Annotated in this window: 11 protein-coding genes and 1 tRNA gene; 7 read left to right on the top strand and 5 right to left on the bottom strand. The window is 70.7% G+C overall.

Features of this window, described 5'->3' with window-relative positions; all coding sequences use genetic code 11:
- Window positions 1-19 precede the first annotated feature (19 nt).
- From ACFSDF_RS02085 to ACFSDF_RS02075, 3 genes are all read left to right on the top strand, one after another.
- Window positions 20-358: an ArsR/SmtB family transcription factor gene (locus ACFSDF_RS02085; RefSeq protein ID WP_167001081.1), complete on the top strand. Its 339-nt coding sequence runs from the start codon at window positions 20-22 to the stop codon at window positions 356-358.
- Window positions 359-474: 116 nt separating this feature from the next.
- Window positions 475-1,482 carry a hypothetical protein gene (locus ACFSDF_RS02080; RefSeq protein WP_167001080.1) on the top strand — a complete coding sequence of 336 codons (1,008 nt, stop codon included), beginning with the start codon at window positions 475-477 and terminating at the stop codon, window positions 1,480-1,482.
- Window positions 1,479-2,258 carry a hypothetical protein gene (locus tag ACFSDF_RS02075; protein WP_167001079.1) on the top strand — a complete coding sequence of 260 codons (780 nt, stop codon included), beginning with the start codon at window positions 1,479-1,481 and terminating at the stop codon, window positions 2,256-2,258. The genes ACFSDF_RS02080 and ACFSDF_RS02075 overlap by 4 nt, the downstream gene beginning before the upstream one ends.
- Before the next feature lie 29 nt (window positions 2,259-2,287).
- On the opposite strand, the gene ACFSDF_RS02070 is transcribed toward ACFSDF_RS02075, so the two are convergent.
- On the bottom strand, window positions 2,288-3,211 hold the full coding sequence (locus ACFSDF_RS02070) for a LysR substrate-binding domain-containing protein (RefSeq protein ID WP_167001078.1): 924 nt from the start codon (window positions 3,209-3,211) through the stop codon (window positions 2,288-2,290).
- 108 nt (window positions 3,212-3,319) lie between these two features.
- Here ACFSDF_RS02070 and ACFSDF_RS02065 point away from each other — a divergent pair, with 108 nt between their 5' ends.
- Window positions 3,320-6,769 carry a bifunctional proline dehydrogenase/L-glutamate gamma-semialdehyde dehydrogenase gene (locus ACFSDF_RS02065; RefSeq protein WP_377155928.1) on the top strand — a complete coding sequence of 1,150 codons (3,450 nt, stop codon included), beginning with the start codon at window positions 3,320-3,322 and terminating at the stop codon, window positions 6,767-6,769.
- 99 nt (window positions 6,770-6,868) lie between these two features.
- The gene (locus tag ACFSDF_RS02060; RefSeq protein WP_167249404.1) at window positions 6,869-7,729 is read left to right on the top strand and encodes a sulfurtransferase; all 861 of its coding nucleotides are present in this window, start codon (window positions 6,869-6,871) and stop codon (window positions 7,727-7,729) included.
- Between the two features lie 17 nt (window positions 7,730-7,746).
- On the opposite strand, the gene ACFSDF_RS02055 is transcribed toward ACFSDF_RS02060, so the two are convergent.
- Together ACFSDF_RS02055 and ACFSDF_RS02050 are read right to left on the bottom strand one after the other, a co-directional pair.
- Entirely contained in the window at window positions 7,747-8,385 is a 639-nt protein-coding gene (locus ACFSDF_RS02055) for an MBL fold metallo-hydrolase (RefSeq protein ID WP_243842849.1), read from the bottom strand.
- Complete coding sequence (locus ACFSDF_RS02050) at window positions 8,382-9,470, bottom strand: S-(hydroxymethyl)mycothiol dehydrogenase (protein ID WP_182397127.1); 1,089 nt, start codon at window positions 9,468-9,470, stop codon at window positions 8,382-8,384. The genes ACFSDF_RS02055 and ACFSDF_RS02050 overlap by 4 nt, the downstream gene beginning before the upstream one ends.
- A 105-nt stretch (window positions 9,471-9,575) precedes the next feature.
- Here ACFSDF_RS02050 and ACFSDF_RS02045 point away from each other — a divergent pair, with 105 nt between their 5' ends.
- The gene (locus tag ACFSDF_RS02045) at window positions 9,576-9,989 is read left to right on the top strand and encodes a VOC family protein (RefSeq protein WP_377155925.1); all 414 of its coding nucleotides are present in this window, start codon (window positions 9,576-9,578) and stop codon (window positions 9,987-9,989) included.
- A gap of 60 nt (window positions 9,990-10,049) precedes the next feature.
- Here ACFSDF_RS02045 and ACFSDF_RS02040 read toward each other — a convergent pair.
- A tRNA-Arg gene (locus tag ACFSDF_RS02040) sits at window positions 10,050-10,122 on the bottom strand.
- Window positions 10,123-10,301: 179 nt separating this feature from the next.
- Here ACFSDF_RS02040 and ACFSDF_RS02035 point away from each other — a divergent pair.
- Complete coding sequence (locus ACFSDF_RS02035; RefSeq protein WP_167249406.1) at window positions 10,302-12,164, top strand: hypothetical protein; 1,863 nt, start codon at window positions 10,302-10,304, stop codon at window positions 12,162-12,164.
- 160 nt (window positions 12,165-12,324) lie between these two features.
- Here the strand turns inward: ACFSDF_RS02035 and ACFSDF_RS02030 are convergent, their stop codons facing one another.
- A complete protein-coding gene (locus ACFSDF_RS02030) occupies window positions 12,325-20,598 on the bottom strand; it encodes a choice-of-anchor D domain-containing protein (RefSeq protein WP_377155923.1) in 8,274 nt (2,757 codons plus the stop codon).
- Between the last annotated feature and the right edge of the window lie 255 nt (window positions 20,599-20,853).

The raw sequence follows: 20,853 nt of genomic DNA, 5'->3' as shown, positions 1-20,853 counted from the left end.
CCTGAGCGGACGAGAGGCGATGACGAGCAACGTACCGCTTTACCAAGCGAAGGCTGAGCTGTTCCGCACACTCGGACACCCCGCCCGCATCCGCGTTCTCGAGATCCTCCAGGCCGGGCCGACCCCCGTCCGCGACCTGCTCAACGAGCTCGAGATCGAGGCGTCCAACCTCTCTCAGCAGCTCGCCGTCCTGCGCCGCGCGGGCCTCGTGACGTCGTCACGTCAGGGCTCCACGGTCCTGTACGCACTGAGCACGTCTGACGTCGACGACCTGCTCGCGGCCGGTCGCCGGATCCTCGCCGACATCTGGCAGGACACCGAAGGCATGCTCGCCGCACTGCGGCGCGACGGCGGCTGAGGCAGCCCTGTCGAAAAAGCACCACGTGATGAAACTTCTGGGCGCGTGTCCGGATTTCACCACAGACTGACTCCCACCGAGGCGTCAGGGGGACGCCTCCGTTCAGGGGGAACCACATGCCGACCACACCCAAGCTGTCACCGTCCGTCCTGCCGCTCGACCGCCAGGCGACCACGTCCGTGAGCCAGGGCCGTCCGCTCCCGACACCCGATCTGGTGCCGGGCAAGAAGACGATGAACCTGCAGATCCAGGGCGGCTCCTTGCCGGTCCACGTCTCGTTCGTCACGCCGTGGGCGAAGGCGCCGAGCCCGACGTACGTCGCCGGGTTCCAGCTGAACAACGTGAGAGACCTCAGGATCGACTACGACTCCGACGTCGACCCGTACGTCCTGAAGTCCGGGCAGAACGTGTGGCAGACGATCTCACCAGGCTCCTGGATCGTCGTCACGTCGGCGACCACCGGCGGCCTCGTCGGCGTCTACAAGATCCCCACCGACAACACGCCCGACCCGATGGTCATCCCGATCGGCGCGACCAGCCTGCAGCGGATGCCCTCCAACATCGACGCACCACCGGACGATTTCAGCGCCGTCACGCTGCAGCGCTCACCCTCGCCGATCCTGGTCAACTTCGCACCTGACGCGACCTCGATCAGCATGGGCCAGTCACCGAAGTACGTCGTCGTCCACGAGCAGTACTGGCAGCTCGGCGGGGTCACCTGCTCGCTCGCACCGCAGGAGAAGCGCTCGCTCAGCTTCCTCCGTACGGTCGGCCGCCTCGACTCCACGACGAGTCAGGAGCAGGTGCAGTCGAGCTTCAACACGTCCGTCTCGGCGTCGGCCTCGTGGGGCTGGGGATCACTGTCGGCCTCGGTCTCCGCCTCGCTGTCGAGCTCGTCGTCGACCAGCCAGACCACGACGATCACGTCGACGGAGACGACCGTGGTGAATCAGTCGGTCGAGAACAAGGGCACGGAACCGGTGACGATCCTCGAGTGGCAGCTGGTCGACCGCTTCACCGTCGTCTCCACCGAGCGGCCGCCTGCCGTCATGGAAGCCGGTCAGCCGGCAACCGTCATGCGCTTGTTCCCGCCGCACGCCGACGTCGCCCTCACCACGCTGTGAGGGTCATCTTCTGGAACGTCCAGCGCTCGGGCCTCGATGAGGGCGGATGGCTGGAGGATGGCCTCGCCGACCTCATCCACCGCAACCCCACCCCCGAGGCGATCGTCCTGTGCGAGCTGAGCGAGGGGTATACGGGCGGACAGCTGGGGTACGCGGTGCAGGGCTGGAACTGGGAGGTCGTCCCCCTGTCACCGCTGGGCACCGGGGGCAACTACCTCAAGGACACGTCGCTGCGGCTGGCGGCCGTCCAGCCGCAGCACGGCCTGTTCACCCAGACGCTGGTGGGGCGCGGCGTCGGCCAGTCCCGGCCGTCGCTCATGCTCACACGTCACGGCGGCGGCGCCGTCGAGCACGTCGCGTTCGTCCACCTGCCCGCACAGCTCGGCGCCTTCAGCGCGGCCGTTCCTACTGCCGCCCTGACCGAGATCGCTGTCGGTCTCACGGCGGACGGGCACCACGTGGGCCCCGCAGGCCCGTACGACATCTCTGCCGTCGTCGGTGACCTCAACGTCAATGCCGGCAACCCGGTGGACCTGGCCGCGTTCACCCTCGCTCTGAACGCCACCGCGTTCCAGCACTTCGTGCGCGCCCGTCCGTTCCGACAGACCCACAACAGTGGAAGCGAGCTCGACTGGGCGTTGGTCGCACCTGGAGTGCCCGGTCCCGCGGTGGACCGACTCGACTGGCGCCGAGCCAAACCCGATCCTGACGGCGACTTCGTTCCCGGCACCAGTGCGAAGAACTCCGACCACTGGCCGATCCTGCTCACCTGGTAGCTCGACGCGGACCGTCGGCTCGTCGCGGGCTACGTGCTCGCGGCGGGCGGCTCGGCCGCCAGGGTGCGCATGATGCCGTGCAGCGACGCGCGGCACGCCTCGACGGCCGGGGTGTCCGCGAGCGAGGCGCGGGTCGCGGTGAACACCGTACGCCGCGGCGCGCCGGGCAGGTCCACCATGCGCACCTCGGGGCTCCTCCGTACGCCCATCAGGCCCGGCAGCAGCGCGACCGCGTTGCCGGTCTCGACCAGGGCGACGTGCGCCTGGAGATCGGCCGTCTCGTACCGCACGTCGGGCTCAAACCCGGCCGTACGGCACATCTGCAGGGCCCAGTGCCGTGACGCCGCGCCCTGTGGCTCCATCACCCACGGAACCTCGGCCGCGTCGTCGATGCTCCCGATCGCCGACCACGGCTCACCGGTCGGCGGCACGGCCAGTCGGAGCGCGTCGGTCGTCAGCGGGTCACGGTCGAGCTCGGGGTGCCACGGCGCGGCGTGCCCTGGGTACTGCTCGGCGATCACCAGATCGAACTCGCGCACCCACGTCTCGTACAGGGCCTCCTCGGGCTCGCGCTGCGACATCGTCACGCGCAGCTGCGGGTGGTGTGCGGCGAGGTCGGCGAGAAGCTGGGGCATGAACGCCAGCGCGGCCGACTGGAAGACGGCAACCCGCAACGTGCCGGCGGCCTCGGCGCCAAGCGCACTGACCTCAGACTCGGCCTGCTCGAGACGCTGGAGGATCGCGTCGGTGTGACCGACGAGCAGCTCGGCGGCCGGCGTCAGCTGCACACGGCGCCCGGCCTTGCGCAGCAGTGGGACCCCGACCTCGCGCTCGAGCTGGGAGAGCTGCTGCGAGACCGAGGACGGGCTCTGGTGCAGGGCCTCGGCGACCTCGGCCAGCGTGCCGCGCAGGCTGAGCTCGCGCAGCAGGCGGAGCCGTCGTACCTCGAGCACGATCGTTCAGTTCTCCTAAGCCATATTGTTCAGAAAACGTCGCTTTACCTTACGATATCTCGCGCTGATACTGACGTCATCCCTACTCCTTTCCTTCTCGGGGGCACCATGACGACGCTGGCCCGCGGCCCGCACGACCTCGGTCACGACCCCGACGATGCGCTCGTCCACGAGGTCGAGACCCTCGTACGACAGTGGCTCGACGCCGCGGCGACCAAGCCGGTGGACCCGGCTGCGCGCCAGCTCGCCGCCGTCCTCAAGGACCCCGCAGGCCTCGACTTCACGGTCGGTTTCGTCGATCGCGTCATCCGGCCCGAGGACACCGGGGTCGCCGCGCAGAGCTTCCGCGAGCTCGCCCGGAGCACGCCGCGCTTCCTGCCCTGGCACCTGCGCACCGGCGTACGTCTCGGTGCCGCCGTCTCGGCGTTCGCCCCCGGCCTGGTGATCCCGATCGTGCGCCGCGCGCTGCGCCACATGGTCGGCCACCTGCTCGTCGACGCCACCGAGAGCCGCCTCGACAAGGCGATCACGCACCTGCGCTCGCGCGACGTACGGCTCAACATCAACCTGCTGGGCGAGGCCGTCCTCGGGGAGAAGGAGGCCGACCGTCGCCTGGCCGGGACGCGCCGCCTCCTCTCGCGCCCGGACGTCGACTACGTGTCGATCAAGGTGTCGGCGACCGTGCCCCCGCACTCACCGTGGGCCTTCGACGAGGCCGTCGCGCACATCGAGCGGAGCCTGCTGCCGCTGTTCCGGCTCGCCGCTGACGCGCCGACGTCGAAGTTCATCAACCTCGACATGGAGGAGTACCGCGACCTCGACCTCACGATCGCGGTCTTCACCCGTCTGCTCGACCGGCCCGAGCTCAAGAACCTCGAGGCCGGCATCGTGCTGCAGGCCTACCTGCCCGACGCGCTGTCGGCGATGCAGCACCTGCAGGAGTGGGCGGCTGCGCGCCGCGCTCGGGGCGGTGCCACGATCAAGGTGCGTGTCGTGAAGGGCGCCAACCTGCCGATGGAGCGTGTCGAGGCAGCGCTTCACGACTGGCCGCTCGCGACGTGGTCGACGAAGCAGGAGTCGGACACGAACTACAAGCGCGTCCTGCGCTGGGCGATGACGCCCGAGCGGCTCGCGAACGTACGCCTCGGCGTGGCCGGGCACAACCTCTTCGACGTCGCGTACGCCTGGGTCCTGGCCGGGCGGCGCGGGGTCCAGGACGGGCTCGAGTTCGAGATGCTCCTCGGCATGGCGGAGGGCCAGGCGGCCGCCGTGAAGGAGACCGTCGGCGGACTCCTTCTCTACACGCCCGTCGTGCACCCGCAGGAGTTCGACGTCGCGATCGCCTACCTCGTCCGCAGGCTCGAGGAGGGGGCGAGCCAGGACAACTTCATGTCCGCCGTGTTCGACCTCCACGACGACGCCGGGCTCTTCGCACGCGAGCGCGCACGTTTCGTGGCCTCGCTCGAGGCGCTCGACGACACGGTCCCGCCGCCGCACCGCGTCCAGGATCGCCGGCTGCCCGTCGCCGACACGCCTTCGGCGGAGTTCGCCAACAGCCCCGACACCGACCCGTCCCTGCCCGGAAACCGCGCGTGGGGGCGCGCGATCACGCAGCGGATCGCGACCTCGCGGCTCGGCGACGACCTCGTCGCCGCGCACACCGTCACCGACGCCGGGACGCTCGACGCGCTCGTCGAAGGCGCCGCGGCCAGCGGCTGGAGCGACCGTACGGGGGCCGAGCGCGCGGCCGTGCTGCGTCAGGCCGCCGTCGAGCTGGAGCGCCGTCGCGCCGACCTGCTCGAGGTGATGGCGTCGGAGTGCGGCAAGACCCTCGACCAGGGCGATCCGGAGGTGTCGGAGGCGATCGACTTCGCTGCGTACTACGCCGGGCTCGCCGAGGACGTCGACCGCGTCGACGGTGCGGTCGCCCGCCCCGTACGGGTCACCCTCGTGACCCCGCCGTGGAACTTCCCGGTCGCGATCCCGACCGGCTCCACCCTTGCCGCACTCGCCGCCGGGTCGTCGGCCGTCGTCAAGCCCGCCACCCAGGCGCGGCGCAGCGGGTCGATGATGGTCCAGGCATTGTGGGACGCCGGAGTTCCGCGCGACGCGCTGTGCCTCGTCCACGTCGACGAGGGCGACCTCGGGCAGCGCCTCGTGTCGCACCCGGCCGTCGACCGCCTGATCCTCACCGGCGCCTTCGAGACCGCGGAGCTCTTCCGCTCGTTCCGTCCCGACCTGCCGCTCCTGGCCGAGACCAGCGGCAAGAACGCCCTGGTCGTCACGCCCCACGCCGACCTCGACCTCGCGGTGAAGGACCTCGTGCACTCCGCCTTCGGGCACGCGGGCCAGAAGTGCTCGGCCGCGTCGCTGGCGATCCTCGTCGGCTCGGTCGCCACGTCGCGCCGGTTCCGCGAGCAGCTCGTCGACGCGGTGTCGTCGCTCAAGGTCGGCTACCCGTACGACCCGACGACGCAGATGGGCCCGCTCATCGAGCCGGCCCGCGGCAAGCTCCAGCGTGCGCTGACCGTGCTCGCTCCGGGTGAGGAGTGGCTCGTGGAGCCGCGCCCCCTCGACGCTGACAGCCCCGATGGCAGCGGCCGCCTGTGGTCGCCCGGCGTGAAGACCGGCGTCAAGCGCGGCTCGGAGTACCACCTCACGGAGTACTTCGGCCCCGTCCTCGGGCTGATCTCCGCCGACACTCTCGACGAGGCGATCGCGATCCAGAACGAGGTCGACTACGGCCTCACCGCGGGCCTGCACTCGTTCGACCGGGACGAGCTCGCGCAGTGGCTCGCGACCGTCCAGGCGGGCAACCTGTACGTCAACCGCGGGATCACCGGCGCGATCGTGCGTCGTCAGCCGTTCGGCGGCTGGAAGAAGAGCGCGGTCGGCGCCGGGACGAAGGCGGGCGGGCCGAGCTATCTCGTCGGCCTGAGCGACTGGGCGAGCGCACCGGCGACGGTGACCGCCCCGATCGACGGCGCACCGCAGCAGCTCCTCGACCTCGCCCGCTCCGTGCTCGACGACGACGCGCTCGCGCTCCTCACCCGCGCGTTCGGCTCCGACGCTGCGGTCTGGGCGTCCGATCTCGGCGTCGCCAAGGACGTCACCGGGCTGGAGATCGAGCGCAACGTGCTGCGTCACCTCCCCGTCCCGGCGTGGATCCGGCTCGAGTCCGGCTCGGTGACCGAGCTGCTCCGCGTCGTCGGCGCCGCGCTGCGGGCCGGCGCCCCGGTGCGGATCTCGACCGTCGAGCCGCTGCCCGAGCGGGTCGCCACCGCGCTCGGCGGCGTCGGGCTGACCGCGGTCGTCGAGGACGCGGCGACCTGGCGTGACGCCCTCGCCGGGCTGCCGTCCGGGCGCGTACGCCTCATCGGCGGTGACCGGATCGCGTTCGCCGCCGCCAGCGCCGGCCGCCCCGAGATCGCGCTGTACGCGCAGCCGGTCGTCGAGGCGGGACGTGTCGAGCTGCTCACGTTCGTGCACGAGCAGGCGATCGCCGTCACCGACCACCGGTTCGGCTCCCCGACGACGCTCGTCGACGGGCCGCTCTGACGGGCCGCGTCCGGTGCGCTGTGACGGGAACGACGGAACAGGCGAGCCGTCCCCGCGCGTTGATTGACAAGGCAACCATCCACTCCTGAAGGAGCATCCATGCCTGACGTACCCGCACTCGTCGACGTCGCCTGGCTCGCCGACCGTCTCGACTCCGACGTACGGGTCGTAGACGTGACGACGTTCCTGACCCAACCCGAGGGCGACGGCTACTACGACGTGGAGTCCGGCCGCGAGGCGTACGAGAAGGGACACGTCCCCGGCGCCGTCTTCGCCGACCTCCTCGCGGACTTCGCCGACACCGACGCGGCGACGACCTTCACCGCCCTCGACTCCGACACGTTCGCGCAGCGGCTCGGCGCGCTCGGCATCGGCAACGACGACCACGTCGTCCTGTACGACCAGGGCGTGAACATCTGGGCGACCCGCTTCTGGTGGAACCTGCGCCTCGAGGGCTTCGACCGCATCTCGATCCTCAACGGCGGCTTCACCGCGTGGCGCGAGGCCGGCCAGCCGGTCACGAGCGGCGTCGAGACCCTCCCCGCGACGACGTTCGTCGCGAAGCGCCGCCCGGAGCTGCTCGCGGACGTCGCGCAGGTCCGCGCCGCGATCGACGACGACAGCCGCGTCCTCGTGAACTCGCTCGACGAGGCGACGTACAAGGGCGAGCGCCAGACGTACGCGCGCCCGGGCCGTATCCCGGGCAGCAGCCACGTCTTCTTCGGCACGCTGCTCGACGAGTCCGGCCGCCTGCGCGACGCCGAGGAGGTCCGCGGGACGTTCGAGGCCGCCGGTGCGCTCGACGTCGACAAGAAGCCGATCACCTACTGCGGCTCCGGCATCGCGGCGACGACGCTCGCTTTCACGCTCGCTCAGCTCGGCCGCGACGACGTCGCCGTGTACGACGGCTCGATGACCGAGTGGGCTGCCGACGAGACGCTGCCGCTCGAGGTCGGCTGAGAGCCCGTACGACGCGGTCAGCCGAGGTGGGCCCGCTCCGCGCCGATCGTCGTGTCGGCGCCGTGCCCGGTGTGGACGACGGTGTCGTCGGGCAGCGCGAAGAGCGTCGTACGGATCGAGTCCTCGATCGTCGGCCGGTCCGAGTACGAGCGCCCCGTCGCGCCGGGCCCGCCCTCGAAGAGCGTGTCACCGGTGAAGACGGCGCCGAGGTCCGCCGCGTACAGGCAGACGGCGCCGGGCGCGTGACCCGGCGTGTGCAGCACCGTCAGCGTCGTGCCGCCGACGGGGATGGCCTGGCCGTCGGAGAGGTCGACGTCCCACAGCGCGTCGGGGTGCGTGAGCTCCCACAGCGGCTTGTCGGCGGGGTGCAGGAAGATCGGAGCGCCGACGCGCTCGCGGAGGGCGGGTGCCACGCGCACGTGGTCGTCGTGGGCGTGCGTGCACACGATCGCCTTGACCGTACGGTCTCCGACCACCTCGAGGATCGCGTCGATGTCGTGCGGTGCGTCGATCACGACGCACTCGGAGTCGTCACCGACGACCCAGACGTTGTTGTCGACGTCGAAGGTCTCGCCGTCGAGCGAGAAGGTCCCCGAGACGACTCCGTGGTCGATGCGTGGCCCGTCGGCGGAGCCGATGCGAGGCGCGCCGCTCACGAGAAGACCACCACCGAGCGCAGCACGTCGCCGTGGTGCATCCGCTCGAACGCGGCCTCGATGCCGTCGATCGCGATCTCCTCGGTGACGAACGCGTCGAGGTCGAGGCGGCCCTGACGATAGAGGTCGACGAGCATCGGGAAGTCGCGGCTCGGCAGGCAGTCGCCGTACCAGGACGACTTGAGCGCACCGCCGCGCGAGAACATGTCGATCAGCGGGATGCCGGGCAGCTCCATGTCGGGCGTCGGGACACCGACGAGGACGACGGTGCCGGCGAGGTCGCGGGCGTAGAACGCCTGCTTCCAGGTCTCGGGACGGCCGACCGCGTCGATGACGACGTCGGCGCCGTAGCCACCGGTCAGCGCCTGGATCGCCTCGACCGGGTCGGTCTCGGAGGAGTTGACCGTGTGGGTGGCGCCGAGCCGGGTGGCGGCATCGAGCTTCTTGGGGTCGATGTCGACGGCGATGATCGTGCTGGCCCCGGCGAGGGCCGAGCCGGCGATCGCGGCCACTCCGACTCCGCCGCAGCCGATCACGGCGACGGACTTGCCGCGGCCGACGTTGCCGGTGTTGATCGCCGCACCGATGCCGGCCATCACGCCGCAGCCCAGCAGGCCGACCGCGGCGGGACGCGCCTCGGGGTCGACCTTGGTGCACTGCCCGGCGGCGACGAGCGTCTTCTCGGCGAACGCGCCGATGCCGAGCGCCGGCGACAGCGGAGTGCCGTCGGCCAGCGTCATCTGCTGGGTCGCGTTGTGGGTGTCGAAGCAGTACTGGGGCTCTCCGCGCTCGCACGCGCGGCACACGCCGCACACCGCGCGCCAGTTGAGGACGACGAAGTCGCCCGGCGCGATCGCGGTGACGCCCTCACCGACAGCCTCGACGATGCCCGCGGCCTCATGGCCGAGGAGGAACGGGAACTCGTCGTTGATGCCGCCCTCGCGGTAGTGCAGATCGGTGTGGCACACCCCGCACGCCTCGACCTTCACCAGCGCCTCGCCCGGCCCCGGGTCGGGCACCAGGATCGTCTCCAGACTCACCGGCTCCCCGACGGCCTTCGCCACGACACCCTTGACCTCGTGCATCCGTTCCCTCACCTCTCGTCGCTGTCGGTCTTCCCGCGTCACGCTACCTGCGCGCGAAAGAAGCGCTCGACCCCCGACGAACCCCGCCGCCCGTACGGTGGGCGGATGCCCCTCGAGCTGGTCGCGCTGATCGTCCCCGACTACGACGAGGCGATCGACTTCTTCGTCGACGTCCTCGGCTTCGCGCTCGCCGAGGACTCCCCGTCGCTGACCAACGACGGGCGCCCGAAACGGTGGGTGGTCGTACGGCCGGAGGACGGCGGGACCGGCATCCTGCTCGCGTGTGCCGACGGGGAGAACCAGGAGCGCGCGGTCGGCGACCAGTTCGCCGGTCGGGTCGGCCTGTTCCTCCGGGTCGCGGACTTCGACGCCCGCGTCGCGCGGATGAAGGCGGCGGGCGTGGAGTTCGTGTCCGAGCCGAGGACGGAGCCGTACGGGCGGGTCGCGGTCTTCCTCGACCTCGTCGGCAACCGCTGGGACCTGCTCTCGCTCGAGCGCGAACCCGGCGGCGCTGTCTAGCCGGCGTGGCGGGAACGACGAAGGCCGGACCCACCGGGTCCGGCCTTCGTCTCTCATCTGCGCGCTCGAAGGGATTCGAACCCCTAACCTTCTGATCCGTAGTCAGATGCTCTATCCGTTGAGCTACGAGCGCCCGCCTCATCAGCGAAGCGACCCCTACTCTAGCGGGTCGTTCCGCGAGACCGAAATCGGGCTCCCTTTGGTGGTCAATCGAGCCCCCGAGAGCCTGTGCGCAGGGTACGTTGCCCTCTCCGGCATCACCACCGTGAACTGCGCCGATGGCCGCATCCCCCGCTCGAACCGAGGTATCCCATGACCACATCCGCGCGCGCCCGCAGGCGCCCGCTCACGACCGCCGTCGCCCTGACGGCCGTCACCGCAGCGACGCTGGCCATGGCCGGCCCCGCGATCGCCGACACTCCCGCAGCGCCCGCGCCCACCATCGGCTCGGCCTGCCCGGCCGCGTTCCCCGCCACCGAGCTGGTCCGCCCCAGCGGCGCGAACCCCGGCACGCCCGTCGAGGGCATCACGGTCTCGTCCGGCACGGCCACCGACACCGTCAGCGGTGAGTTCGTCGGGACGCTCGACGACGGCATCGCCCCCGGCGTCGACATGCTCATCTTCAAGATGAAGGGTTCGCGCATCACCAACGCCGCCGGCGCCGTCGACCGCGGCATCTGGGCGGGCATGTCCGGCACCCCGCTGTACGCCGCGGACGGCCGCCTCGTCGGCGCCGTCTCGTACGGCCTCTCCGCCACTCCGAGCGAGTACGCAGGCGTCACCCCCGCTGCCGACATCTATCGCGCAGGGACGTACGGGACTGCCGCGGCCACCGCCTCGCTCAGCCCGAAGGTCACCTCTGCGATCCGTGCCGCCGGCGCGAGCGCTGCGGCCACCGCCGGTTCGATGCGCCGCCTCCCGACTCCCGTGATGATTCCTTCGGGTCTCTCGACCGCCAAGGCGAACGCGATCGCCAAGAAGGCGCGGCTCAAGGGCGTCACGTTCCGCTCCGGCGGCGTCGGCGGCCGTACGAACAGCCAGAAGATCCCGGTCTCGGCCGGCTCCAACGTGGCCGCGTCGTACTCGTACGGGTCGACCCCGCTCGCCGGCGTCGGCACGACGACCGCTGTCTGCGGGTCGACCGTCTACGCCTTCGGCCACCCGATGGACTGGATGGGCAAGACCAAGATGTCGCTGCACGGCGCGGACGCCGTCTATGTCGAGCGCGACAACTCCGGCTCCTACAAGCTTGCCAACGTCGGTGCGCCGATCGGCTCGTTCACGCAGGACCGCCTCGCCGCGATCGTCGGATCGATCGGCGCGGTCCCGACCGGCGCCAAGGTCACGACGACCAACCGCATGGGCACCCGTACGCGTACGTCGTCGAGCACCGTCACCTCGCCGGACTGGATCTCCTCCCTCGCGGCGCTCCAGTCGACGAACGACTCGTGGGTCGTCACCGACGGCACCTTCGGCGGCGAGGCACGAGCGACCCGCACGATCCGCCTCAAGCGCGCGAACGGCCAGATCCTGACCTACCGCCGCACGGACATGTACGCCGACCGGTACGACATCACCGCTGGAGCCGCCGACTATCTCGCCGGTGACATCGAGTCGCTGCTGTCCAACGACTTCGAGCCCGTGACGATCCTCGACGCCACCCAGACGTCGACGGTCAACGAGGGGTACGAGGCGTACTCGGTCGGTCGCGTCCAGGCCAAGCAGTTCGGCCGGTGGACGACGGTCGGTGAGGACGGCGTGATGGCTCGTCGCGGCGGCACGCTCCGCCTGCGCGTGACGCTGGTCCGCGAGAAGGGGGCTGCCGGCCCCGCGCGCAAGGTCGTGAACCTCAAGGTCGCGGTCCCGCGCAAGAAGCTCCGGAGCCCGATCGGGATGCTGACCATCACTGGCGGCGCCGGCATGAGCGACGAGGAGATGTACTACGAGGAGTACGCCGAGGAGTACTCCACCGCCGCCGCCGAGGCGTCCGGCCTGCCCGCGCTCATCCGTGCGATGTCGACCGCTGAGCGCGGCAACGACGTCACCGCTGTGCTGAGCATGGGATCGGGACGTCGCGCCGTCGACAAGACCGCACGCAAGGCGACCGCCACGGTGGTCACGGGCGGCCTGATGATCCCGGTGATGCGCTACGGCAAGCTGCCGAAGAAGCGCTGACACCTGGTCGAGCGACAGGGCCCGCATCCCGTGAGGGGTGCGGGCCCTTCGCCATTCCCGCCCCGGGTCACTCTCCGCGCTTCCCGGGTCACTCTCCGCGCCTCCCGGGGACCCGGCGCGGGCAGAAGGGGACCCGGGGCGGGCAGAAACTGACCCGGGGTCAGTTGAGGGTGGTGACGTCCACGTAGTCGATCTTCGTGTTCGTCCCGCCGAACGCGTCCAGCGTGAGGCGGCCGTCCTCGACGGTGACCTCGACGGTCGCCGTCTTGTGGCGGGTCGCGGAGCCGACCGCTCCGGCAGGGACGAACGCGTCGATCGCGCGCGTGCCCTCGACGTTGAGCGTGTGGATCTCCGGGTCGGTGTTCACGTTGGGCTCACCGACGGCGACGGTCACCGAGTACGAGCCGTTGGGCACCGCGAGCTCCCATCGGCCCGGCAGCGGCGTGCCGTTGAAATTCGGCACGTCGTCGGCCTGCATGTGCATGAACGTGTCGAGCCGCAGGTCCGGCTGCACCGACTTGCGCCAGCGCCCGTTGCCCGGACCCGACGTGCCGCCGACGGACAGGTCGAGCGGCTGGAGCGTCGTCTCGCCGAGCCATCCGTACGTGAGTTCCGTGCCCTGGTCCGGACGCGTCCGCGCGCCGAACGCCTGCCCGAAGTCCTTGAGATAGCCCGCAGGCAGCGTCGCGGCCTCGTTGCCGAAGTCGACCTTCACATCCACGTCCTGCGCGGCCGCGGTCGGAGTCGCCGAGGCGGTGCCGTCACCGGAGTTGCCGGCGCCCTTGTAGACGGCGCGCACCACGTAGTAATACGTCGTGCCGTTCACCGCGGTGGGGTCGGTGTACGTCGTCGCCGACAGCGGGTCACCCGAGGTCGGTCCACTGATCAGCGACGCGTCGTTGACGGCGAAGTCTGCCGTCGTCCCGCGCCAGACCCGGTAGCCGACACCCACGTCGTACGGGTTGCGTCCCCACGAGAGTGTCACCTTGTTGTTGCCGGGGATCGCGACGACCTGCGGCGTGGTGATGACCTCGGGGCGGAGGTTGGTGACGAGATAGACGTTGTCCTGGTAGTCGTAGTTGATCCCGGCGTAGTCCATCGAGAGCAGGTACGACCCCGGGACGAGCGTGCCGGTCCGGTCCTTCACCGGCCACAGCCGCACGTGCTGGCCGCACGGGGCGACGCAGCCGTTGTTGAGGTCGACCTGCTCATTGTTCTTCGCGCGATCGGTCCACTCGTTGTCCACCCCGAACCCGAAGACCGGGCCGGGCGTGAACGACCCGGCAGCCGGCCCCGCACCCACACTGTTGCTCGCCCGCGGCAGCAGCGACTGGGCGTACTGGCCGCCCATGTTGGTGATCTGGGGCGCGGTGTTGCTGCCCTTGGCGTGCGACTTGAAGCTGGCGGTGCCGCCGTACGTGTGGAACCCGGCCAGCTGCCGTACGGTGACCGGCTTGGTGGTGTCGATGCGCGACCAGTACGGAGAGAGGACCTCGTCACCGATCGGCGCGTATTCGCCCTTGCTCGCGAAGCCGTTGGGGATGTTGCTGCCGATCCCGAACGCCTTCACGATCTGCGAGAGGTTCGGCTCCTGGCCACCCTCGCTCTGCGACTGCCAGAGGCCGCCGAGCCGGATGACCTGCAGAGGGTCGGTCTCCGCGTTGCTCTGCACGGTCAACGTGCCGTTGTGGACCTTCGTCGACTGCGCCACGAATTTCACGGTGAGATCGCGCGTCGCGCCCGGCGCGACCGTGAACGGCACCGCCGGCGGGTCCACGAGCTGGAACTGCCCGGTGATCGGCAGCCCCGTGACCTGCAGCGCCGCCGTGCCGGTGTTGCTGATCCGAACGGTGCCCGTGTCGGCCATCTTCTGGTCGCCGTCCGCGGTGGTCTGCAGCCGGTTGAACGCGATCTGGTCGGCGAACGGCACCGGGTCGGGGTTCACCGCCTTGAGCACCGCGCCCTCGGCCTCCGCCGGGACGTACGGCTTGACGTTGCGGACGAGGAGCACGATGTCCTGGCTGTCGAACGGCGAGCCCGGGACCTCCTCGGTTGCGACGACGTACGCGTTCGCCTCGACGGTCCCGTCGGCGTTCTTGTAGGGATAGACGCGGATGTGGTGCGGAAGCGCGGCATCCCACGTGTTGAGGGCGTCCTCGGTATAGGCCTTGCGGCCGCTGAAGTACGGCCACTCGGAGTAAAGCCCGAAGACGGTCTCCTCACCGGGGTCGATGTTGGTCGTCGAGCCCGTGGGGTTGATCATCAGCCCCTGCGCCTCGGACGCCTTGATCGAGAACTGCGGGTGGAGACCGGCGGCCTGCCCGGCGTCGTACCAGCCGACGTGCACGGCGGGGTCGTTGTTCTGCGGTCCGTACGCGGCCAGCGGCGTGATGCTGATCGGCGCGTCGAAGGCGGCCTTCTGGAAGAGCTGCGCGGCGATCTCGTCGCCGATCGGACCCTGCGTCGAAGGCATCGACGCGTTGCCGGGCTCGGGATCACCGACGTTGATCGGGATCTGCAGCGTGTCCATGATCCGCTGCAGCGACGGCTCGTTGCCCCCGCCGAGGCCTGCCGCGCCGAGGCCACGGAGCGCGACGGTCTTCGTGCCGACCGAGGTCGCGATCTGCAGGGACGCCGCCTTCACGCCGACCGACGTCGGACGGAACGTGACCGCCACCTGGGTCGGCGCACCCGGCGCCACCGTGATCGGTGCCGCGTTGGGCGTGGTCGTCGCGAACATCGCCGCGTCGCCGCCGGTGAACGTCAGCCCTCCGGCGGGGATGGTCAGCGTCTCCGTGCCGGTGTTGGTCACGGTCGCCTGCGCCGCCGGCGACGTGGCGTTCGTCTGGCCGCTGAGGAACAGCCGAGGCGTGACGTCGGCGCCTGCGCCACCGGCACCGCCGCGCGGCTTCACGAGCGCGATCGTGCCGTTGCCGAGCTGCGTCACGTACAGGTTGCCGGTCGCCGGGTCCTCGGTGAGGTCGAGCGGCTGGTTGAACCCGGTCAACCCGGTGGTGCCTGCCTTGCGGTTCGACAGTGTCCCGTCCGGCGCCACGTCGAAGCTGACGATGTCCTGGCCCTGGCTGTAGCGGACATAGAGAAGCTTGCCCTTGAGCGCGCCGCCGAAGGCGTTGCTCGTGTACTCGATGACGCCGTTCGCGCTGGCGTGCAGCCCGGCGTCGAACACGCCCGACAGGTCGTAGTTCGGGTCGGCCGCCGTACCCACGGGATAGCGGGCCGTCTCGAACGGGTCCGCGCCCGCGGTCGGGTTGCCGTTGTTGAGGACGTACTCGCAACGGCTCGGGTTCGGGTGGCCGTAGTACTTCCCCTTGCGGACGCGGAAGACGTAGTCGGTCTCCGCGTTCGGGTTGCTCGTGATGCCCGCGATGCCGGTCGGTCCGCCATAGCCGCCGTCGGGGCGCTTCGCGCAGTGCGCGGGGAGCGTCGTCGGGACGGCCGGGACGTTGCCGCCGGCCGCGGAGCCGTTGGTCGGCACGTAGAGGCTGCCGTTGCTGTGCCACACCAGGTCGTACGCGTTGCGGATGCCGCTGCCGTACACCGTGACCGGCGCGTTCGCGGCGAACGGGTCGTACGCCGCCGGCCGTACGTTCACCGGCAGCTGTGCGGGCAGCTTTGTCAGGTCGACGCGCAGCGTGGCCGCCGACAGCGGGTGCTCCTCGCGGTTGCCCCAGGTGCCGTCGGCCGCGCCCATGGCGTTGTTGGCGCCGACGTTGAAGTAGAGGGCACCGTCGGGTCCGAACGCGACCGAGTTGGCCTCGTGGTCCTTGATGGACCGCGGGATGCCGTCGAGCACGGCGGTGTAGGTGCCGAGGTTCGGGCCGGTCAGCTTCGCGAGGCGGCCGCTGAGGTCCGGCACGTTGTTCTGGCCGATGAAGGGCGCGTTGTCGGTGATCCACAGAATCGGGTTCGCCGGGGTCGACGCCGGGTCGAAGGCGAGGCCGATGACCGTACGGGTGCCCTTCGCGTACGTGTCACCGCTGGCCGCGCTGTTGGAGTAGTCGCGGACGGTGGTGATCTTGAACCGGTTCGTGAGCTTGCCGTCGGCCGCGATGTCGAAGCGGTAGAGGTCGCCCGCGAGGGTCGCGGCGTACATCCGGCCGTCCGGCCCCTTGGTGATGCTCGAGTAGCCCATCTCGGCGCCGGTGGCCGCCGGAGCACCCGAGTCCGACGGGTCGAACGCGACCGGTCCGCCGCCGCCGGTCGTCTCGCCGGTGGTGAAGACGCTCGAGTACGGCAGGAACGCGTGCCCGTCGACGTCCTTCACGGCGTCGGTGACGGCGAAGCGGTAGAGCGTGTTCGGCTCGAGCGCCTGCTTCGGCGACAGGTTGATGACGTCGCCCCCGCCGCTGGTGAGGACGTTCGCGTCGACCGCCGCCCCGTTCGCGACCTTGGTCAACGTGACGCTCGACGAGGTCAGCGAGCCTGGCGCGACGCCGCTGCCGACGAGGAACAAGTCATTGACGACGCTGCCGGTCGGGGAGGCGCCCGTGGCGAGGTTGGTCGGCGTCGACTTGCGCACCGAGGGCCGCAGGGAGGCTCCGGCGACGCTGTCCACCGTCACCCAGTTGAGCTTGGTGTTCGTGCCGCTGTTCGGGGTGATCGTGAGGCGGCCGTCGGCGACGTTGACCGTACGGACGGCCGTGGCGTGCTTCGTCGCCGCGCCTGCGGCGCCCGTCGGCACGAAGCCGGCGACCGCGCTCTGGTCCTCGACGTTGAGCCAGTGCACCGAGTCGGTCGCCGTGCCTGCGTCGCCGACGGAGACCTCGACGCGGTACGCGCCGTTAGGCACCTCCAGCTCCCAGTAGGCGGGGATCTTCACGCCCTGGCTGGCGTTCTCGGGAAGCTGCATGTGGATCGTGCCGGCCCGCAGCTGCGGGGTGCCGACCGGCGCCCCACCCGCAGTGCCGTCGAGGCGGTTGCGCCCGTTCCCGACGATGCTCTGCGGCTCGACGGTGCCGAGACGCCGCCATCCGTACGCGAGCCCGGCGCCCTGATCGGCGCCGGTCCGCAGCCCGTACGCCTCGCCGAAGTCCTTGAGGTAGCCCGCGGGCGGCGCGCTCGCCTCGTCCGCGAAGCGCACGGCGCGGTGCACGTCGGGCTCGGTCGGCGCGTCGGCGCTGACGATCGCCAGGTGGTTCATCTTGGTGTTCGTGCCGCCGATCGCGTCGATCGTCAGCCGGCCGTCGGTCACGTGGACGACGCTGGTCGCAGCCTCGTACTCCTTGGCCGCCGTCGCCTGGAACCCGCCGACGACCGTGACGCCCTCGGCGCGGATCGTGTGCAGGCTGTCGTACGCCGTCGAACCCATCTGGTCGCCGACGCTGACCGCGACCTCGTACCAGCCGTCGGGGACGGCCCGCTCGAACGCGCCCGCGACGAGGTTGCCGTTGGCCGGGTTGGCACTGGCCACGTCCCCGTACTGCAGGTGGATCAGCCGGTTCTGCAGCGCGGTCACCGGCGCCGGTCGCGTACGGAGGCGTCCGTTCTTCGTCAGGTCAAGCGGCTCGTGCGTCGTGGCTGCGAGGCTGGCCTGCGTCACCCAGCCGAGGCCGGAGGCGTCGGTCCAGGCGGCGCCGCTGTTCTTGGTCCAGCCCGCCGGGACCGCGTTGTCGGCGGCCGTCGTGAAGACGTACTTCTCGTCGACCTCGACCGGCGGCTCGGGCTCGTCGGTGCTGTCGACCTCGACATAGTTGAGCTTGGTGTTGATGCCGCCGATCGCGTCGAGCGTGAGGCGGCCGTCGATGACCTCGACGGTCGTCGTCGCGGTCTCGTACTCCTTGGCCGCCGAGCTCTTGAAGGCGTCGATCGCCTTCTCACCCTCGACGTTGACGACGTGGGTGCTGTCGTACCCGTTGGCGCCGCCGCCCTGGTCGCCGACGGAGACCTTCACGGCGTACCAGCCGTCGGGGACGGCGAGCTCGAATGCGCCCGAGACCGTGTTCTGGCCGGCCTGCAGCGGCGGCGTCGCCGCGCCGTACTGCAGGTGGATCAGGCTGTTCTGCAGCGCGGTGACCGGGGCGGGCCGCGTACGGGAGCGCGTGTTGGTGGTCATGTCGAGCGGCACGTGCGTCGCGCTCAGGCTGTCCTCGCGGACGAAGCCGTCACCCGCCGCGTCGCTCCACGGGGTGCCGGTGTGCTTGGTGTAGCCGGAGACGCCCGGCCCGGCCGCCGGTTGGAACACGAACTTCTCGTGCACCGGCTCCGGCTCGACCTCCGGCGTGGTGACCTCGACGGTCTCCGACGCGGCGGAGGCGTTGCCCGTGGCGTCGACGGCGACGACCCAGTAGGCGTACGTGGTGCCGGGATCGACGGTGGTGTCGACGTACTCGGAGTCGTCGACCTCGGCGATCGGCGGCTCCTCGGCCAGCGGAGCCGCCGCTCCGACGAGGGAGCGGTAGACCGCGTAGTGGTCGAGGTCGGCCTCGGCGCTGTCGGCCCAGTCGAGGGTGACCTCACCTTTGGCGGCAGTCGCCTCGAGCCCGGTCGGCGCAGCCGGCGCGGTGCCGTCGACAGGCGTCGCGGAGGCGCTGCCCGAGGGGTCCGACGGGTTGCCGTGCGTGTCCACGGCGACGACGACGTAGTAGTACGTCGTGCCGTTCGTGGCGTCCTCGTCGGTGAAGCTGGCCGTCGGGACCAGACCCGGTCCACCGATCCCGTCGCCGGTCGTCGGGACGTCGGCGGTCGTCGCGCGGTAGACGCGGTAGCCCGCGAGGTCGCTCTCGGTGCTCGCGGTCCAGGTCAGCGCGACCTGCCCGTCGCCCGCGGTCGCGGTCGGCGTCGCCGGTGCGGCCGGCGGGGTGGTGTCGGTCGGGGTGGCGGTGATGCCCTCGGTGAGGGCCGACGTGTTGCCGTTCTTGTCGAAGGCAGCGACCGCGTAGGTGTAGAGCGTGTCGTTCTCGGCGGACTCGTCGGTGTACGACGTGGTGTCCGCGTCGACGTCGGCGATCTCGACGTACGGGCCGGCGCCGGTCTTGCGATAGACCGTGTAGCCGTCGAGGTCGTCCTCGGTGTTGGCGTCCCAGCTCAGCGCGACCTCGCCGTCGCCCTCCTCGACCTCGAGGCCGGTCGGGACGTCCGGCGGGGTCTGGTCGCCCGGGTCGCCCGCCGGTGTCGCCGGGACGGGCGTGGAGTCGGAGGACGCGTTGCCGCGACGGTCGACGGCACGGATCGTGTAGAGGTAGGCGACACCGTTCTTGGCACTGGAGTCGGTGAGCGTCGTGTCGGTCGCACCGGCGGTGATCTCGATCGCGACGCCGCCTCCGTCAGCGCGGGTCCGCGTGATGACGTAGCCGTCGAGATCGGGCTCGGTGTTCGCGTTCCAGCTCAGCGCGACCTCGCCGTCGCCGGCCGCGGCGGTGAGCCCGCTCGGCGTGGCCGGAGCGCTCCTGTCGATCGGCATGGCCGCGACCAGTGCGGGCGACGAGGAGTTGCCCGACGTGTCGCGGGCGACGAGCGAGTAGACGTACGCGGTGCCGTTGACGGCGCTCGAGTCGGTCGCCGTCGTCGCGGTCTTGCCGAGGTCCCAGGTCTTGGGCCCGCTGGTTCCACCGGTGCGCCGGAGCACGTACCCGGCGAGGTCGAACTCGGCGTTCTTCTTCCAGGCGAGCGAGACCTTGCTGTCACCGGCGTCGGCGACGAGGCCGGTCGGGGCCTTCGGAGCGACCTTGTCCCGCGGCGTCGACCGGACAGCAGCACTCGCGCGGGAGGCGTTACGTCGGTGGTCGACCGCGACGATCGCGTACGAGTACGCCGTGCCGTTGGCCAGCCCCGTGTCCGTGAAGCGCGGGGTCGCGACCTCGCGGAGCAGCCGGCCGCCTCGGTAGACGCGGTAGCCCCGCAGGTCGAGCGCCGTCGAGGCCTTCCAGCTCAGGACGACGGCGCGATCACCGGCGACGGCGCGCACACCGGTCACGGTCGCGGGCGCCGTACGGTCGGGAGACTTCACGTACTCGGCAGCGACCGATCCTGCGCCGGACTTCTTCACGTAGCGGACCTCGAGCGTGTGCTTGCCCTTGCGGAGCTTGCGCACGGCCGCGGCGTACCGGCCCTTCGTCGACGTGGCGACCGTACGGCCGTCGACGCGGAGCACCGCCTTGCCGGTCGCACGCCCGCGGATCTCGTACGCGCCCTTGAGCGTCCGCGTCGTGCTCCAGCGCACCGAGAACGGCTTGCGGCTCGCGGGGTACGAGGCAGCGATGCGCTTCTCGCACCGGGTGACGGTGGGCTTGCCCTTGAACGCGGTGCCCTTGTAGTACTGCGCGAGCCAGCGGCCGGACTTGGCGCACTTGCTGGCGCTCGGGGCCGCAGAAGCCGGGTCGGCGAGACCAGGGGCGAGAGCGAGCACGCCGGCGACGAGCGTGAGAGCGAGGAGGAGGGCGAGGGCGGGACGACGGGGCTGAACGCCGTTGTTCATGTGCTGCTCCGAGCGGGCCGGGGGAAGTGACGTGACTCTAGGAATCAGCCCCCTCTCCCGTCAGGGAATTGTGAAAACTCAACTATCTGGACGATCGCCCTAGACAAGCCTGGAGACGATGCGATTTGTCGGGCCGGCCAACTTAAAAGCCCAGGTCAGAAGGGGTGTGTGACATAGTTCACTAACTCGTACCCCTTGGGGGCGGGCCTCTGAGCGGGGCATACATTGGCAGCACGGCTCACGTGATTCGGACCG

Source organism: Mumia zhuanghuii (assembly GCF_042681565.1).
GTDB lineage: Bacteria > Actinomycetota > Actinomycetes > Propionibacteriales > Nocardioidaceae > Mumia.
This window is presented reverse-complemented; position numbering and strand designations above follow the sequence as displayed.